This is a genomic window from Parazoarcus communis SWub3 = DSM 12120, from assembly GCF_003226565.1.
Lineage (GTDB): Bacteria > Pseudomonadota > Gammaproteobacteria > Burkholderiales > Rhodocyclaceae > Parazoarcus > Parazoarcus communis.
The window spans coordinates 16,973-32,477 of sequence record NZ_QKOE01000004.1 but is presented as its reverse complement, the minus strand read 5'-3'; the positions used below and the strand labels follow the sequence as shown (position 1 = coordinate 32,477).

Genomic DNA, 15,505 nt, shown 5'->3' with positions numbered 1-15,505 from the left:
GCTGAATCCGGGTAGCGTTCCCGGATGCGCATTGAATGAATATAGCGCAAAGTCACGACAACGCCGTTGCAGTCACCGGCCGACCGTGCGCCCGAACCCAGCGGTCGCCAAGCCTCAGCCACCACATGCGGTGGTGCGGAACTCCACCCTGCGATCCAGCGAATCCACCGCATTATCGGTCGCGCTGCCGACGATGTTCTCGCTCGACCCCTTGCCATCGATGCGCAGGGCGTTGGCCAGAGCCGGTACTTCGCGCAGCATGGCGTCGCGAATGGTCCGCGCACGCGCGAGCGAAAGGCGCGAGTTGATCGCCTCGGTGCCGGTGGCACTGGTGTGGCCGATCACCGTGAGGCAATAATCGCCCTCTTTGGTCTCGCGCGCGATCTGGCGTATCCACATCGGGTACACGCCGGTCACGCTCGGATCGCGCCAGAACTCGGTACTGCCCGGATTGAACAGGATGCGCACCGCCAGGTTGTTGGTCGCCAGACCCAGTGCCACGATGCGGCCAAACGCTTCCTGCGCAGCCTCCTTGCGGCCAAGCTGCACATTGGACAAGTAGATGCCGTTGAATACCCGCAACTGCGCACCGTCTGGCCGCGCTGCGGCTGCGGTGTAGTACTCCAGGGCCTTTTCCCATTGCTGCGTGTTGTAAGCCTCGAGGGCTTCCGACAGCAAGGCCGCCGTGGGCACGGCATTGAGGTAGACCGGATCCGCAGCCCCACCCGCGGGGGTTTGCGACGTAGCCAGGTAGCCTTCAGTCACGCGGTCCTTGACCAGCGAGGGGCTCTCGGCAAAGAAGGGCGTCGGCGTTGCATCCACGCCGGCACGCAATACCGGTACCGCAGACTGCGCCACCACCAGGCCAATGCGGCGATCGGTCAGCGATGCGGCCAGCACATAGGCATCACTGTCGCGCCCGGCCCGCTTCAAGGAGCCGGTGATCAGGTATTCGGTCCGCTCGATGTCACTGCCGCTGAAGGGCAGGACCTGCAGGTGGCTGCGGCGCGCGCTCAGTTGCTCGACCAGCAGGGTTTCAGCCTGTTTTGCTGCCACCGTCTGTTGCCCTGTATCGCCGTCCAGAAAGGGGTCGATGGCCACCCGCCGCGACACCATGCGATCGAGAATCGTCGGCCCGGCCTGTGCGAGCAGGTCATCGACGATCACCCGGGTCGCCGCCTGCAGGTCGAGCGTGTCGGTATTTGGCTGTCGAGGCGCAGTCTTGCAGGCGCTCAAACCCAGCACCAGCGCCGCCGCAATGAGCAGCGCCCCCCATCTTGTCCGCGATTCAGTTGCCACAATGGCTCCTCAGATAGCTTCGGTCAGCCTCACTCAAATCCTCACCCAGGCTGAGTTGTTGAATGATACGGGCGCAGTTTGAGCTGCGGGCAGGTGCCGCAGCTCGCGCTTCGGCGGTGGCGCTCGGCTCGGGCGGGGGCGATCTGCGCAACGGTGCCTTGTCCGCCGTCGTCGGCGTGGCTTGAGCCGTCTGGCGTGCAGCCGGTGCACGCTGGAGCGGTGGCGGTGCAGGCTCGGCCGTGTCCGGCGCGGCGGGCGCGACCACAACCGGCAACGCCACATCGGATGCCGGCAGTGCACCAGATCGGGGGTCACTGCCGCCTGCTGACGGCACAACTGACGGGGCAATGGCAAGATCGGGGGTGGGCTGGCTCGCGGCGTGGTCTTCCGTCTGCGGGGAAGCGATCCCGGGCGCGGCAGCAGCGGGCGGCGCGGACACCGGTACCTGCGCTTCCGGCACGGCAGATGACTTCAAGGCCCCCACAGTCCGCCCACCCAGATAGGCTGCACCAATGGCCAGCACCAGCAGTGCTGCGGCAATCAGGGTCCAGCGCGGCCGCATGCCCACCCCCTCGACGATGCCGGGCACGACCCCGGTCGTGGTGGATGGCGTGTGCTGGACAGAGGCTGTAGTGTCCGCTGCGACGGAGGGGCCAAAGGCTGGCGCAACAGTCACCGACGCAGGTGACGGCGCGACGGTGGATGACGGCATCGCACTCGCACCGACAGTCGCCGGCATGATGTCGGGCCGCGGACGGATGACGGTCGCCTCCTCACGATCCGATGCAAAGCCGGCTTCAACATCGAGCAGCTGCTCCAGCTCGCGGCGGAAGGTGAGTGCATTGGGCGTACGCTGTGCCGGGTCCTTGTGCATGGCACGCAGCACAATGGCCTCGAGCTCGGGTGGCAAGCCGTCGATGAACTGCGAAGGGGGCTCTGGCAGTTGCTCCAGATGGGCGCGCATCAGCTCGAACTCACTACCGTGGTCAAACGGCACCCGGCCGGTCAGCAGCTGGTACAGCACAATTGCCATCGAATACAGGTCGGATCGCTCGTCCAGGTCATGACAACGCACCTGCTCGGGCGATACGTACTGCAAGGTACCCACCACATAGCCGGTACGGGTCAGGCCAGCCTTCTCGATGATCCGGGCAATGCCGAAATCCATCAGTTTGAGCGTGCCATCACGACTCACCATCATGTTGGCTGGCTTGATGTCGCGGTGAATCACGCCCGCCCTGTGCGCGTGCTCCAGCCCCCGCAAGGCCTGTACGATCAAGCCAGCCGCCTCGCGCCAGGGCAGGGCCCCCCGGCGCGCAGTCAGCTGGCCGAGTGACTCGCCATCCACATACTCCATCACCATGTAGTACTGCCCATCTTCAGCGAAAAAGCTGAAAACATTGGCAATGTTGTGATGCTGGAGACGGGCAAGCGCAATCGCCTCGATGCGGAAACGCTCGACGATCTCGTCGTTGCTGGCCAGTTCCGGGCGCAAGGACTTGATCGCCACATCGCGCTCGAGCATGAGGTCGCGACCATGGAACACGGTGCCCATGCCGCCCTCGCCAATCTTTCCGAGAATCCGGAAGTTCCCGATGACCTCTTTCATGTCTGTCGCGTATCTGCCTGGCCCTGCGTATTCAGGGGCGATGAGGTGGGTGAAGCAAGAGCGTGAAGCAAGAAGAAAATGGTCAGCACACCGCGAGGTGGACTGCATGAAAAACGGTCCAAATGATAGCGTAAAGCCATGCACGATGGGTTGAAGCAACAAAGCCCCTCCATCGCGCAGATGGCGATGAAGCACGCTTTTCCGCCCGCACGACCGACCCCGGAGCGACGCACCGTCCCTGCAAGCCCACATGCCCGAACTGCCGCAAGCGGCAACTTGCGTTCTGTTTTTTTTCTGCTAAACCCAATGAACATGGGGTATGCAAGGATCACTGTGCAACGACACAGAGTGCGGATTCATACGTCGTGAATCCAATCAGTACGACATCCGACAGCCCTCTGGAACTTGCTGGCCGCATACCGTCGCTCAACGGAGGGGACACGACATGGCGGGGTTCGCAGGCATTGCAGCCGTTGGCACCAGCATCGAGCGCCTGCTGTCGCGGGCCTTCGTCGAGCGCCAGCCCATCCCCGGCCGGCTCTCCCGCGCAGCGCTGATCCGCACCGAAGATCTCGCCGACGACAATGCCATCCGCGAGCTGATCGGCAACCAGGGCGTCACCCTGTTGCTCTACCGCGTCGATTTCAATAAATCGGTACGTGCCGCGTGGTCCGGCGCCGGTACCACAGACGGGCGTGGTCATCTCGCGCTCGACCTGCACTACCTGCTGACCCCCTGGGCAGACAACGCCGAACACCAGCACATGATCGTGGGGCGTTCGATGCAGGCCCTCGAACATACGCCCGTACTCTCGGGGCCACTGCTGCACAGCCCACCCCTGCCAATGCCCGACTATGCCGGCGAACCGGAAACCGCCGTCACCGACGCTGTACAACTGCTGCTGGAGGAGATCTCTACTGAGGCGCTGATGCGCACCTTCGACTCCCTGCCAAGCGACTACCGGCTGTCAGTGCCCTACGTCGCCCGCATCGTCCGCATCGACACCGCCCGCCGCGCGGTAGCACCGCCAGTGGTCGATGCCGACATTCGCCTGCAGATACCGACATGAGCACGGTCACCCTGCCCCTGCACCCGGCGTTGACCCGCGAAGTTGCGCACGTACGCCACCGGCTGGCGCTGGGCCTGACCTTGCTGGACGCACAGGCGGGCCAGCCAGCCGGCGGGATGAGCTGCCGGCTGGAAGCGATTGGCAACCGCCCGCTCGGTCAAGCCCTGGCACCGCACGGCCACGGCCGTCATGCGCTGCTATTGCGCGACCACGCCGCCCGTGTGATGACCCGAGCGGCAAGCGACAAGGCCTCCATGCCGCCCCCGCTTGCAGCCGATGATCCCACCCGTCTGCTGATCTCGATCGCAGCTGGCCACGGCGCCAGCGGCATCTGGCATGCGCAGGACGACCCGCGTCGCTACGTACCGCGCCGCCTCGCACTGATCCCGCAACTGGACGGACTGCAGCCGGCTGGCGGATGGTTCAATATTCGCGAGGTCGGTCTATGGCCCGGCGCTCGCTGGCCGCTGTCAGCCAATGCCACCGCGGTGCGCGGCCGTATCCGCAGAGGACCGGACGCAGATTCCCTCACCCCGGTCGCCTGGGCAAGGGTCACACTCACCCGCCCCTCCGATCCGCTGGCAGCAGCCGACTTCGACAATGAAACCGTGGTCGGCTGGGCACACGGTGACGACCGCGGCGAATTCCTTGCGGTCCTGGGCAGCAAGCTGCTGCCCGGTGGAGCAGCGCTGCCGGCCAGTGTCACGGTGCGCCTATGGGTCTTCCTGCCGCCAGCGGGCGGCAGCGACAACGCCTTCGACCAGCTGCCCATCGAGATCGCCGGCAGCGACCTGCACAACGCCGTTCTGGCTGGCACCGCTGCACCACCGGGCTATGTCCGCCAGGCCGCGGTAACACGGGTCCTGAGCCCGGGCGAGGTCAGCACGATCCACGACGACGCGCTGGACTACATCCCGGCCTGACAACCATGACACCCACCCCCACCCGCAGGTGCGCCGCCCGGCAGACGCGACGCGACAGAGCAACCGCAGTGATGGACTAAAAGGGGAACACCATGCCCGAGTACCTTGCCCCCGGCGTATATGTCGAAGAAGTCAGCTTCCGCTCCAAGTCGATCGAGGGCGTGCCGACCAGCACCACCGGCTATGCCGGGGTCACCCGCTACGGCCCGGTGCAGTACCCCGGCGGCCCCTCCACCACCCGGCCACGGCTGATCACCTCCTACACCGAATTCGAACGCGTCTACGGCAGCCTGGCCCCGCTGCAGCTGGCAGACGGCGAACGCACCGCCTACCTGGCCCATGCAGCACGCGCATTCTTCAACAATGGCGGGCGCCGGCTCTACGTATCACGGGTGTTCGCCCCACCTGGCGGACAGACCGTTGCCGACTGCATCGCCCGGCTGGCCGTCACCGTCAGCCTGGGTAGCGCCACCTGGCGCGCGCGCTGGCCAGGCGAGGATGGCGCCGTGCTGGTCGACACCCGCGCGGTACGTGGCAAGAATCTGGCGTTCCAGCATGCCGCCGATCCCGAAGATCTGCTTGGTCGCGACAGCTGGGGGCCGCAGGTCAAGAGCGTGCGCCATGGCGCGGTGGTCGAGATTGTCGCCGCAGGTGACCCCTTGCCGGTCGGCAATGCGCCACTCAACCCCGCCAACCTGAGGGTGATCGATGTCGATCGTGATGGGCGCCAGCACTTCATCGACAGCAGCGGCGACCGGGTCGCGGTCACTGCGGGCAGCCAGATCCTGCTGGTGGAATTGCGCGTCACGGTGTTCGGCGCCGAAGGGCGTACCGACGTCTACGATCAGCTGGCTGCCCATCCCGACCAGCGCCGCTACATTGGCAAGGTGCTCGAACTCGACGACCCCGAGGACGAAAACGCCATGGTCTGGCTGGACTGGACCCCGGCCGTCAATGCCTTCTCACCCGCCGCGCTGATGGTCGGGCTGCAGAACGCCGGCAAACGCCTGACCGGTGTGGCCGGAGTGGCCATGGACGGCGCGCTGCCCGGCCCCGATGCCATCCGCGGCGCCGAGGCGGATCCCGACGATGTCGATGTACGCGCCACCGGGCTGGAAGCACTTGGCGAACTCACCGACATCGCAATCGTCGCCGTTCCCGACGGTGGTGCGATGGACGACATCGATTCGATCCAGGCGGTCGCCGATCACCTGATCGCCCATGCCGAGAAGTGGCGCTACCGTATTGCGGTGGTCGATGGCCCGGAAAACAGCTCGCTGTCGGAAATCCGCGACTTCCGCGGTCGCTTCGACAGCAAGTATGCCGCGCTCTACCACCCCTGGATCGAGATCCTCGACCCGCTGTTTCCCGCCGCGCCCGGGGTGCCGCCGCGCAAGCTGGTGCTCCCCCCCTCCGGCTTTGTCACCGGCATCTACGCGCGCAGCGACATCGAGCGCGGGGTGCACAAGGCCCCTGCCAACGAGGTCGTGCGCGGCCTGACCAAGTTCGAGATCAACATCAACAAGGCGCGTCAGGACGTGCTCAATCCGGAAGGGGTGAACTGCCTGCGCTTCTTCGAAGGGCGCGGCAACCGGGTGTGGGGGGCACGCACGATGAGTTCGGACCCGGAATGGAAATACGTGAACGTGCGCCGGCTGTTCATCTACGTCGAACACTCGATCGACAAGGCCACCCAGTGGGCGGTGTTCGAACCCAATAACGACCGCCTGTGGACCAACATCCGCACCATGGTCGAGGACTTCCTGTACGTGCTGTGGCGTGACGGCGCGCTGATCGGCGCGAAGCCCGAAGAAGCTTACTTCGTACGCTGCGACCGCACCACGATGACCCAGAACGATCTCGACAACGGCCGCATGATCTGCCTGGTCGGCATCGCCCCCAGCCGCCCAGCCGAATACGTGATCTTCCGCGTCGGCCAATGGACCGCCGACGCCCGCGCCTGATTGAGGAGACATCGCCATGGCCACCCTGCGCAACAACCCCTACGGCGCCTTCAACTTTCTGGTCTCGCTGGGCAACGGCAGCGAAACCGACGTGATCGCCGGCTTCTCCGACGTGTCCGGGCTGGGCACCGAGATCAACTACTCCGAGTACCGCAACGGCAACGACAAGATCAATACCGTACGCAAGGTACCCAACACCTTCAAGCTCGAGGACGTCACGCTCAAGCGCGGGCTGATCGGTTCGCTGGATCTGTACCAGTGGGTCAAGGACGTACAGGAGGGCGGCGACGGCCGGCGCTCGGTCACCATCACCGTGCTTGACGAAGCCCGCAACCCGGTGGGCGCATTCCGCCTGGCCAATGCCCAGCCCAAGAAGTGGGTCGGCCCGACCCTGGCTGCCAAAGGTGGCGGCGAAGTGGCCATGGAGGAGTTGCACCTGACTCATGAGGGCATCACCTACGAATGAGTCCCGGCAACCCGAACCCCTCCCCAGCGGGAGGAGATGAACACCCAGGACCCGGCCCGGAACCGTCTGCCTGAGCGCCGGATCGATCGCCACCACCCCGTCACGGAGTGCAGAGGAATGAGGTCACGCTGATGCTGCCCCAGGTCCGCTCGCCGCTTGGCCTGCCCGGTGTCTTCGCGCTGCCGGCGCGCACACCACCCGCACTGCATCCGCAGCGCATGGATGTATGCGGCTTCGCTGGCGTTGCGCCACGTGGCCCCGCCCGTGAGCCAGTGACCGACGCCGAATGGCCGGGTGGCTATCGCCGTGTGCTCGATGATGGCCGCCCGTGTCGGCGCAGTGTCGCCCTTGCGGTACGCAGCTTTGACGAATACCAGCGTCACTTCGGCGGCTTCGACGGCCCCGGTCTGCTACCCCATGCCGTCTCTGCCTGGTTCGAGCAGGGCGGCCAGCTTGCCTGGATCGTGCGCATTGTCCATGACCGCGCTGCACGCTTCGACGACGGCTGCGCGCGTACTGAAGTTGCCGGAGTCTTCAGCGTGCCGGTCGGCTTCATCGCTCGCAACGAAGGCAGCTGGGGCAGCCGCATCCGCGTCCGCCTCGCCCTCCACAGCACACCGCAAGCCTTTCAGTGGACAACCGGCCATCTCGACACCCCGGCCAATGCGCCGCTGCCAGCCGGCAGCACACTGCGTCTCACGGAGAACGATGGCAGCCAGCGTCTTGCCCTCGTCACCGACTTGCGCCGTATCCGCGACCCGCTGGCCGCGCGGCACCACTGGCGGCTGACGCTGGATGTTGCACCCGCTGTCGCCCCGCTCCGGCTCGAACTGATCCGGGCCAGCATCGAGATCGACGACGGTGCCGGGTGGGTGGAACGCTTCGACCACCTCGCGCTCGCCCCGGAACATGCCGATTACCTTGCCAGCGTCCTGTGCGACCGCTCGCAACTGCTGTGGCCGGACCCAGGCTGGGTGGGCACCCGGCTGCAGCCGGCCGCCACCCGCATCGAGTCCCTGCATGCCAGTGCACGCCTGGGCGGTGGGCTGGACGACTGGAGTGGGCTGCAGGCCGACGACTTCTTCGATCCACACTGGACGCCCGCGGACGAAGGCCCGGGTGACGGCATTGCCGCCTTTGCTCACAACGGCCAGGTCACCCAGCTGGTGGTGCCCGACCTCTACCTGCCGGCGCAATGGGCAGGCGGGGAGACGATGGACATTGTCAGCGGTCGCAGTGCGGGGGCGGAATTCGGCGAATGCGCCGACACCCTGCAGGTGCAGGCGGCGACCACCACCCCGCCGCTGGCGCTCACCGGCCTGATGCTCGACCCCCGTACCAGTGCCGGGCTGGAGTCCATCACCGCGCTGCAGCTGCGGGTCGTCGAATTCTGCGAACAGACCCGCGACCACATCGCCCTGCTCGACGTGCCCCCCGGACTGTCCCAGGGGCGTATCGAGCAGTGGCGGGCGCGTTTCGACAGCCCCTGGGCGGCGGCCTACCATCCCTGGCTGGTCCCCGCCCGCCGTCACGACGGCCAGTCCGGGCAAGCGCTGCGCCCGCTGCCACCCTGCGTGGTGGCAGCGGGCATCATTGCGCGTCGCGAGTTCGAGCGCGGCATACAGTACGGCCCGGCCAATGCGCTCGCGCGTGAAGTCATCCACCTCGCCGAAACCCAGCCGGAGGGCCGTGCCGACGCACTGCACCCGCTTGGCATCAACTGCTACGCACGCCAACCCGAAGGCATCGTGCTGACGGCTGCCCGCACGCTGTCGCACGACCCCGACTGGCGTCAGCTGTCGGTGCGCCGGCTGATGCTGATGCTACGGCGCGCACTGCTCGTGCATACCCAGTGGGCGGTCTTCGAGCCCAATGGGCCACCACTGTGGCGCGAACTGCAACGCTCGATCGAGAGTCTGCTGCGCGGCTTGTTCCGTGCCGGCGCGTTTGCCGGCGCCAGCGAAGCAGAGTCCTTCTTCGTGCGCATCCACAGCGATGCACGCCTGCAGGCAGCCGGTCAGTTGCAGGTGGATATCGGCGTGGCCCCGGCCGAGCCGCTGGAGTTCATCCTCGTCCGCCTGCGCCGCGATGGCGACGGTACGCTGAGCCTGGAGGACTGAGCCAATGGCCACCACCTTGCTGCTGCCCGCCTTCCGCTTCGAGATCAAGCTGATCCGCTCGCCGGACATCGTCGCCGGCTCTCAGGTACTGCCCGGAGCCCGTCGCGGCTACACCCCACCCAGTGGCGACACGGTGCTGGGCGGTCGTGGCGCCAGCGAGTGGCGCGGCGCCTTTCAGGAGTGCGCCGGGCTGGAGATCGAGATGGACATCCAGGACTACGCCGAGGGTGGCCGCAACAACGGCACGGTGCGCCGCGTCGGCCGGGCCAAGTTTCCCCCGGTGGTGCTGCGCCGGGGCATGTTCTACAGCACCGACGGCGACGGCCGGGTCAACACCGAGCTATGGCACTGGATGCAGCGCATCATCAACGGCGAACGTCCGGTACCACGCCACGACGGCCTGATCCAGGTCATGAGTGCAGACGGCGAACTGCGTGCAAGCTGGATGTTCGACCGCGGCCTGCCGGCAAAGATACGCGGTCCGGAGCTCAATGCCCGCACCGGCGAGGTCGCCATCGAAGAACTCAGCATCGCCCACGAGGGCCTGCGCCTGCTACCCGCCGAGGAGCCGATGACATGAGCGCACTGACCAAGGCTCAGCTGGGCGAGATTACCGCCGACGACGCCCCCACCGAGGTGCCAGGCACGCTGGTGGATGTGCAGTTCAACCCCACCTCGCTACGGGTACAACTGTCCAACCGCACGGCGGGAGGACAGCAGGCCGGTGCGCAGGCCCGCCAGCGTCCCGGCACCGGCGAGATGACGGTGAGCTTCGAGCTGGTATTCGACACCGCCGACGAGGGCAGCACCGAAGAGGCGGTAGACGTGCTCGAACGCATCCGCATGGTCGAGCGCTTCGTGCGTCCGCGCGGCCCACGCGAGGGCGAGGAAGCACCACCGCGGGTGATCTTCAAGTGGGGCAGCTTCGTCGTGCAGGGCACGATGGAAAGCGCCAACCTCGATCTCGACCTGTTCGACGCCCGCGGTACCCCGCTGCGCGCCCGGGTCGCCGTCACCATCAAAGGCCAGGACCCACGCTGGACCTACACACCGGCTGCCGGACAGAAGAGCGCCCCGGCAGGCAGCACGGCCGGGGCCCGGGGTGCTGGCGGCATGCCGGGCGCAAGTGCCGCCGGGCTGCCCGGTACCGTTGGCATGGGCGCCGCCATCAGCCGCGTGGTCTCGGCCATGCCCGGCGAAAGCCTCACCCAGCTCGCAGCGCGTGCCGGGTTCGACCCCGCGGCCTGGCGTGCGCTTGCCGCCGGGGTCGGCAACCCGCTGGCACTGCAACTCGGCGAGGAGATCGCCCTGCCTGCCAGCCGGCCGCGTGCCCTGGCCGAGGGGCAACGCAGTCAGGGACGCGACCCGGCAGCCAGTACCGCCACACTGGCACTCACCAGCACGCAAACCGCGGGCACTGGTGCGCCCACCCGCGGCGGCATGGGTGACGCAGTGCCCCGCGGTCAGGCGATCGCCGCACAAGGCGGGGTACAGGCCGCCATTGGTCAGCGCCATGACCTGACGCATCAACGTACGGCTCAAGCCAGCCTGCACGCCTTCGGCCTGGGCGGTGGCGCCACCGCCGCCGCAGACGGCCGCCCCTGGGGCGCGGGCGTCCCCCTGCGCCCGCGTCTGGGCCAGGCCGCGTTGACGATCGGCGAGCGCCCTACTGCCACCCGCTACCTCACGCCCCCAGCGGGTGCTGGCAAGGGGCCCGCCGCCCCCTTGCGTCCCGCCACGCGCAAGACCGGCTGCGGCTGCCGGCGCTGCCGCCAGGGACACTGATAGCCGGAGCCCGACCATGCCAATCGCCATCCACGAAATCGAAGCCGACATCACCGTCACCCCGCCCGCCACCGCAACCGGCGACGACAACACGGCCAGCGCGGCGCCGCCCGCCGCGCTGCTTGCCAGGCTCGCAGCCGAACTGCAGCGCGAAGCCGAGCGTCAGGCCCGCACCGCGGCCTGGCAGTTCGACGACTGAGCACCGCGTCAGAGGCCCGAGCCAGATGTCGCGCATCGCCCCCTCCCTGCAATCGGCCACCCGCCCTCAGATCCGGGTCGGCGGTCGGGTGCAGGACGCGCTGATGCGAGACCTCGACCTGCTGCAGCTCGACGAAGACCTGTTCGGCATGAAGCGGCTTGCGGTGCGCTTCATCGCCTTGGGCCCGAGTGCCGGCGAGCGCCACCAGGGACTGAACTGGATGGATGGGACGGTGCTCGATTTCGGCAGTGAAATCGACGTAAACCTGGGCCAGAGTGAAGCCCGGACGGCGATGTTCAGCGGTGCGATCAGCGCGCTCGAGCTCGACTTCGACCAGGGCCGCGCCCCGGAGCTGCATTGCCTGGCGGAAGACCGGCTGATGGCGCTGCGCCTCGCCCGCCAGTTCCGCACCTGGGAAAACGTGGACGAAACCAGCCTGGTACAGGACATCGCCGCCCGCCACGGCCTGGCAGCCGATGTTGCCGTGGAAGGCCCGGTCTGGCAGACCGTGCAGCAGTGGAACCAGAGCGATCTTGCCTTCCTGCGCGAACGCGCCCGCCGCCTGGGCGCCGAGGTCTGGGTCGAGGACGGCACCCTGCACATGGCCACGCGCGACCAGCGCGACGGCCCCACCGTGACACTGATACAGGGTAGCGAGCTGTTGCAATGCCGGCTGCGTGCCGACCTCGCCCACCAGCGCGGCAAGGTTGTGGTGAGCGGTTTTGACGACGGCCAGCAGGCGGTCATCGACGAAGAAGCCGATGCGGCCACCGTGGCTGCCGAAGCCCACGGGCAGACGCACGGACTGAACGTGCTCGAGCGCGCCTTCACCAGCCCGGCCGGACTCGCCAGCTACCGCGTACGCGACGTGCCGCTGCGCGGTAACGAAGCCAGTGCCCTGGCACGCGCCGCCCTGCTTGGCCGCGCGCGACGCTTCGTGCTCGCCAGCGGCGTGGCCAGTGGCGACACCCGCATCCGCGTCGGTGCGCGGCTGCGCCTGGAGCGGGTGGGGCCCCTGTTCGAAGGCGATGGCTACTACGTGACCCGGGTGCGCCATCAGTTTGACCTCACCGACGGCTATCGCACCCATTTCGATGCCGAACGCGCCTGGATAGGAGACAGCCGATGAACGGCGACCCGCGTTTTCCGGGCGATGGCGACGGGCCACGCTGGTTCGGCCTCTATCCCGCCGAGGTGATCGACCTGGTCGACCCCGATAGCAAGGGCCGGATCAAGGTCCGCCTGCCCAGCTTCGGCACAGCTGGCGAAGGGGTCAGCGCCTGGGCCACATTGCTCACGCCCTACGCCGATCAGAACCAGGGGCTGGAGATCCTGCCCGAACCGGGCTCGCAGGTGGTGGTGGCCTTCGAAGCCGGCGACCCGGCGCGCCCTTATATCGTCGGTGCATGCTGGAATGGTCGGCGCACGCTGCCCGAGGCTGCCGCTGCAGCCAACAACCTGCGCACCCTGCGCACCCGTGCCGGCAGCCAGCTGCAATTCGACGACAGTGCCGGCGCGGCCAAGGTCACCTTGTCGATGCAGAGCGGACACAAGCTGGTGCTGGACGATGTGAGCAACGAAGTGGTGCTGGAGCATGCCAATGGCTGCGTGATCCGGATCGATATCGGCGGTACGGTCACCGTCACCGCCAACGTCAGGCTCGAGGTCAACGCTTCCATCGTCAATATCCGTGCGCCGATGACGATCTGCGACGGCATCCTCAAGTGCGACACCCTCATCGCCAATACCGGCGTGGTGTCGCCCAGCTACACACCCGGAGCGGGCAACATATGGTAGCCAGCGTCCGCACCCGCCCCACCCTCCCGGCACCGGACTGGCGCCTGGTCGGCCCCTGGTATCGCTGGGCGCGCCCCGGCCTGCCAGAGGATGGTCGCGTCAGCCGGCCGGCCATCCAGATGTTTGCCGGCGACGACTTCATCAGCGACTTTCTCGCGCAGCCACAGCGCTCGCTGAAGTTCGATCCACTGATCGACGTGGTCAACGGCTATCATCTGGCCAGCGCCGCCCCCGGCGGTACGCTGGCTGGCAAGTTTGCCAGCCTGTTCGCAGTCAATGCCCAGGGCCGGCCGGCCGCCGCTGGCGAACCCCGTTTCCGCGCGCGGCTGGCACCCGGCAGCCTGCGCAAGCTCTACCAGCCCACGCACAACCGCCATTACCTGGTGTGCTGCGAGCTGCACTGCGAGCAGCCCGGTTTCCCGCGGGTGGATCGGCGCCAGGTCTGTCAGGCCGGCTTTGTCATCCGCCGCCGGCGCAGCGTGCTGCCACCTCAGCTCGCCGCAGCCACGATCAAGGCGCAGACAGATCCGGTGCGTGCTGCCGAGGCCGACCTGCTGGACCTTGTCCAGCTTGCAGCCACGGCAGAAGACCCCGCCTCCAGCCCGGCTCTCGCCGGCAACGCGCGGGCTCGTCAGCAAAAGCTGGTGACCGAGGCAGGCCTTGCCGACTGGTCCGCCCTGCTCGCCCTGCGCCGCGCCGAGGCCGACCGGCTGCGCAGCGCACTGGACGCGTGGTACCGCGAACAAGGCGTCCGGGTGGATATCGAAGGCTGGTTCCCGTCCGACCGCAATGGACGCAACGGCCCGGGCGAGTGGCGCCTGCTCGACGAACCCGCCTGTGCGGCCGACCCTGCCATCAGCGGCGAGGCGGTGCAGCCCCTGTTCGCACTCGTCCCCGACCCACGTGAGCCGGATCACGATGCCGCCGGACGCACGCTGTACTACGGCACCATCCCCACCACCTCGCTGGCCCACGACGCCCGCGGCGCACCCCGCCTGGACGATCGCAACACCTACGAGATCCGCTGCTTCGTGCGCGACCATCACGCCGCACCTGCCCGCGCCGGCAAGCAGCCGGACTGCTGCGGCCCGGTGGTATGGAGCGCCCCGACCGAAGCCTTCCGCCTGGCGGCCCCCTTCGATGTGCTGGGCAGCGCCAACCGCCCGGTGACGATCAAGATGCCCGATCTGCGCGAGCTCGCCGCCCAGGCCGCCGCCCGCCCCCGCGGCAGCTTGTCGCCGGTACGCTTCGTGCAGCCCCAGCACCTGTCGCCGTCGGTCAAGGACAAGGGCGCCAGCGGCGGCAACATGGGCGGCGAAGCGATCTGCAGCTTCTCGATTCCGCTGATCACGATCATTGCGCTGTTCGTGCTCAACCTTTTCCTGCCCATTGTCGTGTTCATCTTCCAGCTCTGGTTCCTGCTCGTGTTCCGCTTCTGCATTCCGCCGCAGATCAAGTTCTCGGCCGATGTCGATGCCGCACTGGCCGCCACCCCGCCCGGCGTCGATCTGGATGCCGATTTCGCAGTCGCGGTGTCGGGCATCCCTCAGACCGCGGCCGCGCTCAACGCGGCCCTGAACGGCAGCATGAAAACCCGCATCCGCCAGGACACCGGTGCCGAGGAAGACCCCGACCTGTCCGGCTTCAGCAACAACGCCCTCGGCCCACTGGACCAGTCGCTGCAGGATGCGGCCGAACGTGTGCCACCGCCCCCCACCACCGACCCGGACACGACAAGCGATGCGCTGGCCAGCACCCTGCCGGCCAGTCGCCGGACGCTGATCTACGAAGACCCGGTAAGCCCGGTGTGGCCCGGGCCGGGAGCACGAACATGAATCCCCCGCGCAACCCGCTCGGCACCCGGCATGACCGCCTGGGCCAGGGCTGGGGCCAGCCCCTGCTGCCGGACGCCCGCGGCCGGCTGAGCACCGTCGCCGGCCCCGAAAAAGTCCGTCAGGCGATTTACACCATCATCGACACCGAACCCGGTGAACGCCTGATGCGGCCGGATTTCGGTTGTGGCCTGCGCCGCTACCTGATGGCCCCGGACAACCCGGCCACCCGCGCCGGCATCCGCCAGGCGGTGGAATCCGCACTCGGCCGCTGGGAGCCGCGCATCAAGGTCATCGAAGTGCTCGTGCAATCCGCGGACCCGCGTGGCGTGTTGATCATCGAGATCGCCTATGCCCATGTGCTTGACGGTCGCCGCGACATCCTGGTGTACCCCTTCTATCTGGAGCAGGCCTGATGTCCACCCCACGCCTGCCGACCACC

At 67.5% G+C, this 15,505-nt stretch carries 14 protein-coding genes; 12 read left to right on the top strand and 2 right to left on the bottom strand.

All coding sequences use genetic code 11. The features are described 5' to 3' along the window. Nucleotides 1-114: 114 nt before the first annotated feature. Both DNK49_RS07215 and DNK49_RS07210 read right to left on the bottom strand, forming a co-directional pair. Nucleotides 115-1,299 (bottom strand): OmpA family protein, encoded by a 1,185-nt coding sequence (locus tag DNK49_RS07215; protein WP_110523673.1) that lies wholly within the window; start codon nt 1,297-1,299, stop codon nt 115-117. After that, a complete protein-coding gene (locus DNK49_RS07210; RefSeq protein WP_165843286.1) occupies nt 1,289-2,908 on the bottom strand; it encodes a serine/threonine protein kinase in 1,620 nt (539 codons plus the stop codon). The genes DNK49_RS07215 and DNK49_RS07210 overlap by 11 nt, the downstream gene beginning before the upstream one ends. Before the next feature lie 445 nt (nt 2,909-3,353). Here DNK49_RS07210 and DNK49_RS07205 point away from each other — a divergent pair, with 445 nt between their 5' ends. The 12 genes from DNK49_RS07205 (at nt 3,354) to DNK49_RS07150 (ending at nt 15,479) form a co-directional block, all read left to right on the top strand. Beyond that, entirely contained in the window at nt 3,354-3,977 is a 624-nt protein-coding gene (locus DNK49_RS07205; protein ID WP_110523671.1) for a Pvc16 family protein, read from the top strand. Next, nucleotides 3,974-4,900, top strand: a complete 927-nt coding sequence (locus DNK49_RS07200) for a hypothetical protein (protein ID WP_110523670.1) — start codon at nt 3,974-3,976, stop codon at nt 4,898-4,900. The genes DNK49_RS07205 and DNK49_RS07200 overlap by 4 nt, the downstream gene beginning before the upstream one ends. Nucleotides 4,901-4,992: 92 nt before the next feature. Then, entirely contained in the window at nt 4,993-6,864 is a 1,872-nt protein-coding gene (locus tag DNK49_RS24575) for a phage tail sheath family protein (protein ID WP_110523669.1), read from the top strand. A gap of 16 nt (nt 6,865-6,880) precedes the next feature. Beyond that, a complete protein-coding gene (locus tag DNK49_RS07190) occupies nt 6,881-7,330 on the top strand; it encodes a phage tail protein (RefSeq protein ID WP_110523668.1) in 450 nt (149 codons plus the stop codon). Nucleotides 7,331-7,461: 131 nt separating this feature from the next. After that, nucleotides 7,462-9,450 carry a phage tail sheath C-terminal domain-containing protein gene (locus DNK49_RS07185; protein ID WP_110523667.1) on the top strand — a complete coding sequence of 663 codons (1,989 nt, stop codon included), beginning with the start codon at nt 7,462-7,464 and terminating at the stop codon, nt 9,448-9,450. 4 nt (nt 9,451-9,454) lie between these two features. Continuing rightward, complete coding sequence (locus DNK49_RS07180; protein WP_110523666.1) at nt 9,455-10,030, top strand: phage tail protein; 576 nt, start codon at nt 9,455-9,457, stop codon at nt 10,028-10,030. Beyond that, the gene (locus tag DNK49_RS07175; protein ID WP_110523665.1) at nt 10,027-11,235 is read left to right on the top strand and encodes a CIS tube protein; all 1,209 of its coding nucleotides are present in this window, start codon (nt 10,027-10,029) and stop codon (nt 11,233-11,235) included. The genes DNK49_RS07180 and DNK49_RS07175 overlap by 4 nt, the downstream gene beginning before the upstream one ends. A gap of 16 nt (nt 11,236-11,251) precedes the next feature. Next, the gene (locus DNK49_RS07170) at nt 11,252-11,434 is read left to right on the top strand and encodes a hypothetical protein (RefSeq protein WP_110523664.1); all 183 of its coding nucleotides are present in this window, start codon (nt 11,252-11,254) and stop codon (nt 11,432-11,434) included. A 25-nt stretch (nt 11,435-11,459) separates the two neighbouring features. Next, nucleotides 11,460-12,563, top strand: coding sequence for a phage late control D family protein (locus DNK49_RS07165; RefSeq protein ID WP_110523663.1), 1,104 nt, complete (start codon nt 11,460-11,462; stop codon nt 12,561-12,563). After that, the gene (locus DNK49_RS07160) at nt 12,560-13,231 is read left to right on the top strand and encodes a phage baseplate assembly protein V (RefSeq protein WP_110523662.1); all 672 of its coding nucleotides are present in this window, start codon (nt 12,560-12,562) and stop codon (nt 13,229-13,231) included. Before DNK49_RS07165 ends, DNK49_RS07160 begins: the two co-directional genes overlap by 4 nt. Continuing rightward, nucleotides 13,225-15,066: a hypothetical protein gene (locus tag DNK49_RS07155; protein ID WP_110523661.1), complete on the top strand. Its 1,842-nt coding sequence runs from the start codon at nt 13,225-13,227 to the stop codon at nt 15,064-15,066. Before DNK49_RS07160 ends, DNK49_RS07155 begins: the two co-directional genes overlap by 7 nt. Beyond that, nucleotides 15,063-15,479: a GPW/gp25 family protein gene (locus tag DNK49_RS07150; protein ID WP_110523660.1), complete on the top strand. Its 417-nt coding sequence runs from the start codon at nt 15,063-15,065 to the stop codon at nt 15,477-15,479. The genes DNK49_RS07155 and DNK49_RS07150 overlap by 4 nt, the downstream gene beginning before the upstream one ends. Nucleotides 15,480-15,505 lie beyond the last annotated feature (26 nt).

What these genes read in the sequence shown, in the direction of transcription:
- DNK49_RS07210 (WP_165843286.1), bottom strand. Translation starts at nt 2,908, where the DNA reads ATGAAAGAGGTCATCGGGAACTTCCGGATTCTCGGAAAGATTGGCGAG.
- DNK49_RS07205 (WP_110523671.1), top strand. Translation starts at nt 3,354, where the DNA reads ATGGCGGGGTTCGCAGGCATTGCAGCCGTTGGCACCAGCATCGAGCGC.
- DNK49_RS07200 (WP_110523670.1), top strand. Translation starts at nt 3,974, where the DNA reads ATGAGCACGGTCACCCTGCCCCTGCACCCGGCGTTGACCCGCGAAGTT.
- DNK49_RS24575 (WP_110523669.1), top strand. Translation starts at nt 4,993, where the DNA reads ATGCCCGAGTACCTTGCCCCCGGCGTATATGTCGAAGAAGTCAGCTTC.
- DNK49_RS07190 (WP_110523668.1), top strand. Translation starts at nt 6,881, where the DNA reads ATGGCCACCCTGCGCAACAACCCCTACGGCGCCTTCAACTTTCTGGTC.
- DNK49_RS07185 (WP_110523667.1), top strand. Translation starts at nt 7,462, where the DNA reads ATGCTGCCCCAGGTCCGCTCGCCGCTTGGCCTGCCCGGTGTCTTCGCG.
- DNK49_RS07180 (WP_110523666.1), top strand. Translation starts at nt 9,455, where the DNA reads ATGGCCACCACCTTGCTGCTGCCCGCCTTCCGCTTCGAGATCAAGCTG.
- DNK49_RS07175 (WP_110523665.1), top strand. Translation starts at nt 10,027, where the DNA reads ATGAGCGCACTGACCAAGGCTCAGCTGGGCGAGATTACCGCCGACGAC.
- DNK49_RS07170 (WP_110523664.1), top strand. Translation starts at nt 11,252, where the DNA reads ATGCCAATCGCCATCCACGAAATCGAAGCCGACATCACCGTCACCCCG.
- DNK49_RS07165 (WP_110523663.1), top strand. Translation starts at nt 11,460, where the DNA reads ATGTCGCGCATCGCCCCCTCCCTGCAATCGGCCACCCGCCCTCAGATC.
- DNK49_RS07160 (WP_110523662.1), top strand. Translation starts at nt 12,560, where the DNA reads ATGAACGGCGACCCGCGTTTTCCGGGCGATGGCGACGGGCCACGCTGG.
- DNK49_RS07155 (WP_110523661.1), top strand. Translation starts at nt 13,225, where the DNA reads ATGGTAGCCAGCGTCCGCACCCGCCCCACCCTCCCGGCACCGGACTGG.
- DNK49_RS07150 (WP_110523660.1), top strand. Translation starts at nt 15,063, where the DNA reads ATGAATCCCCCGCGCAACCCGCTCGGCACCCGGCATGACCGCCTGGGC.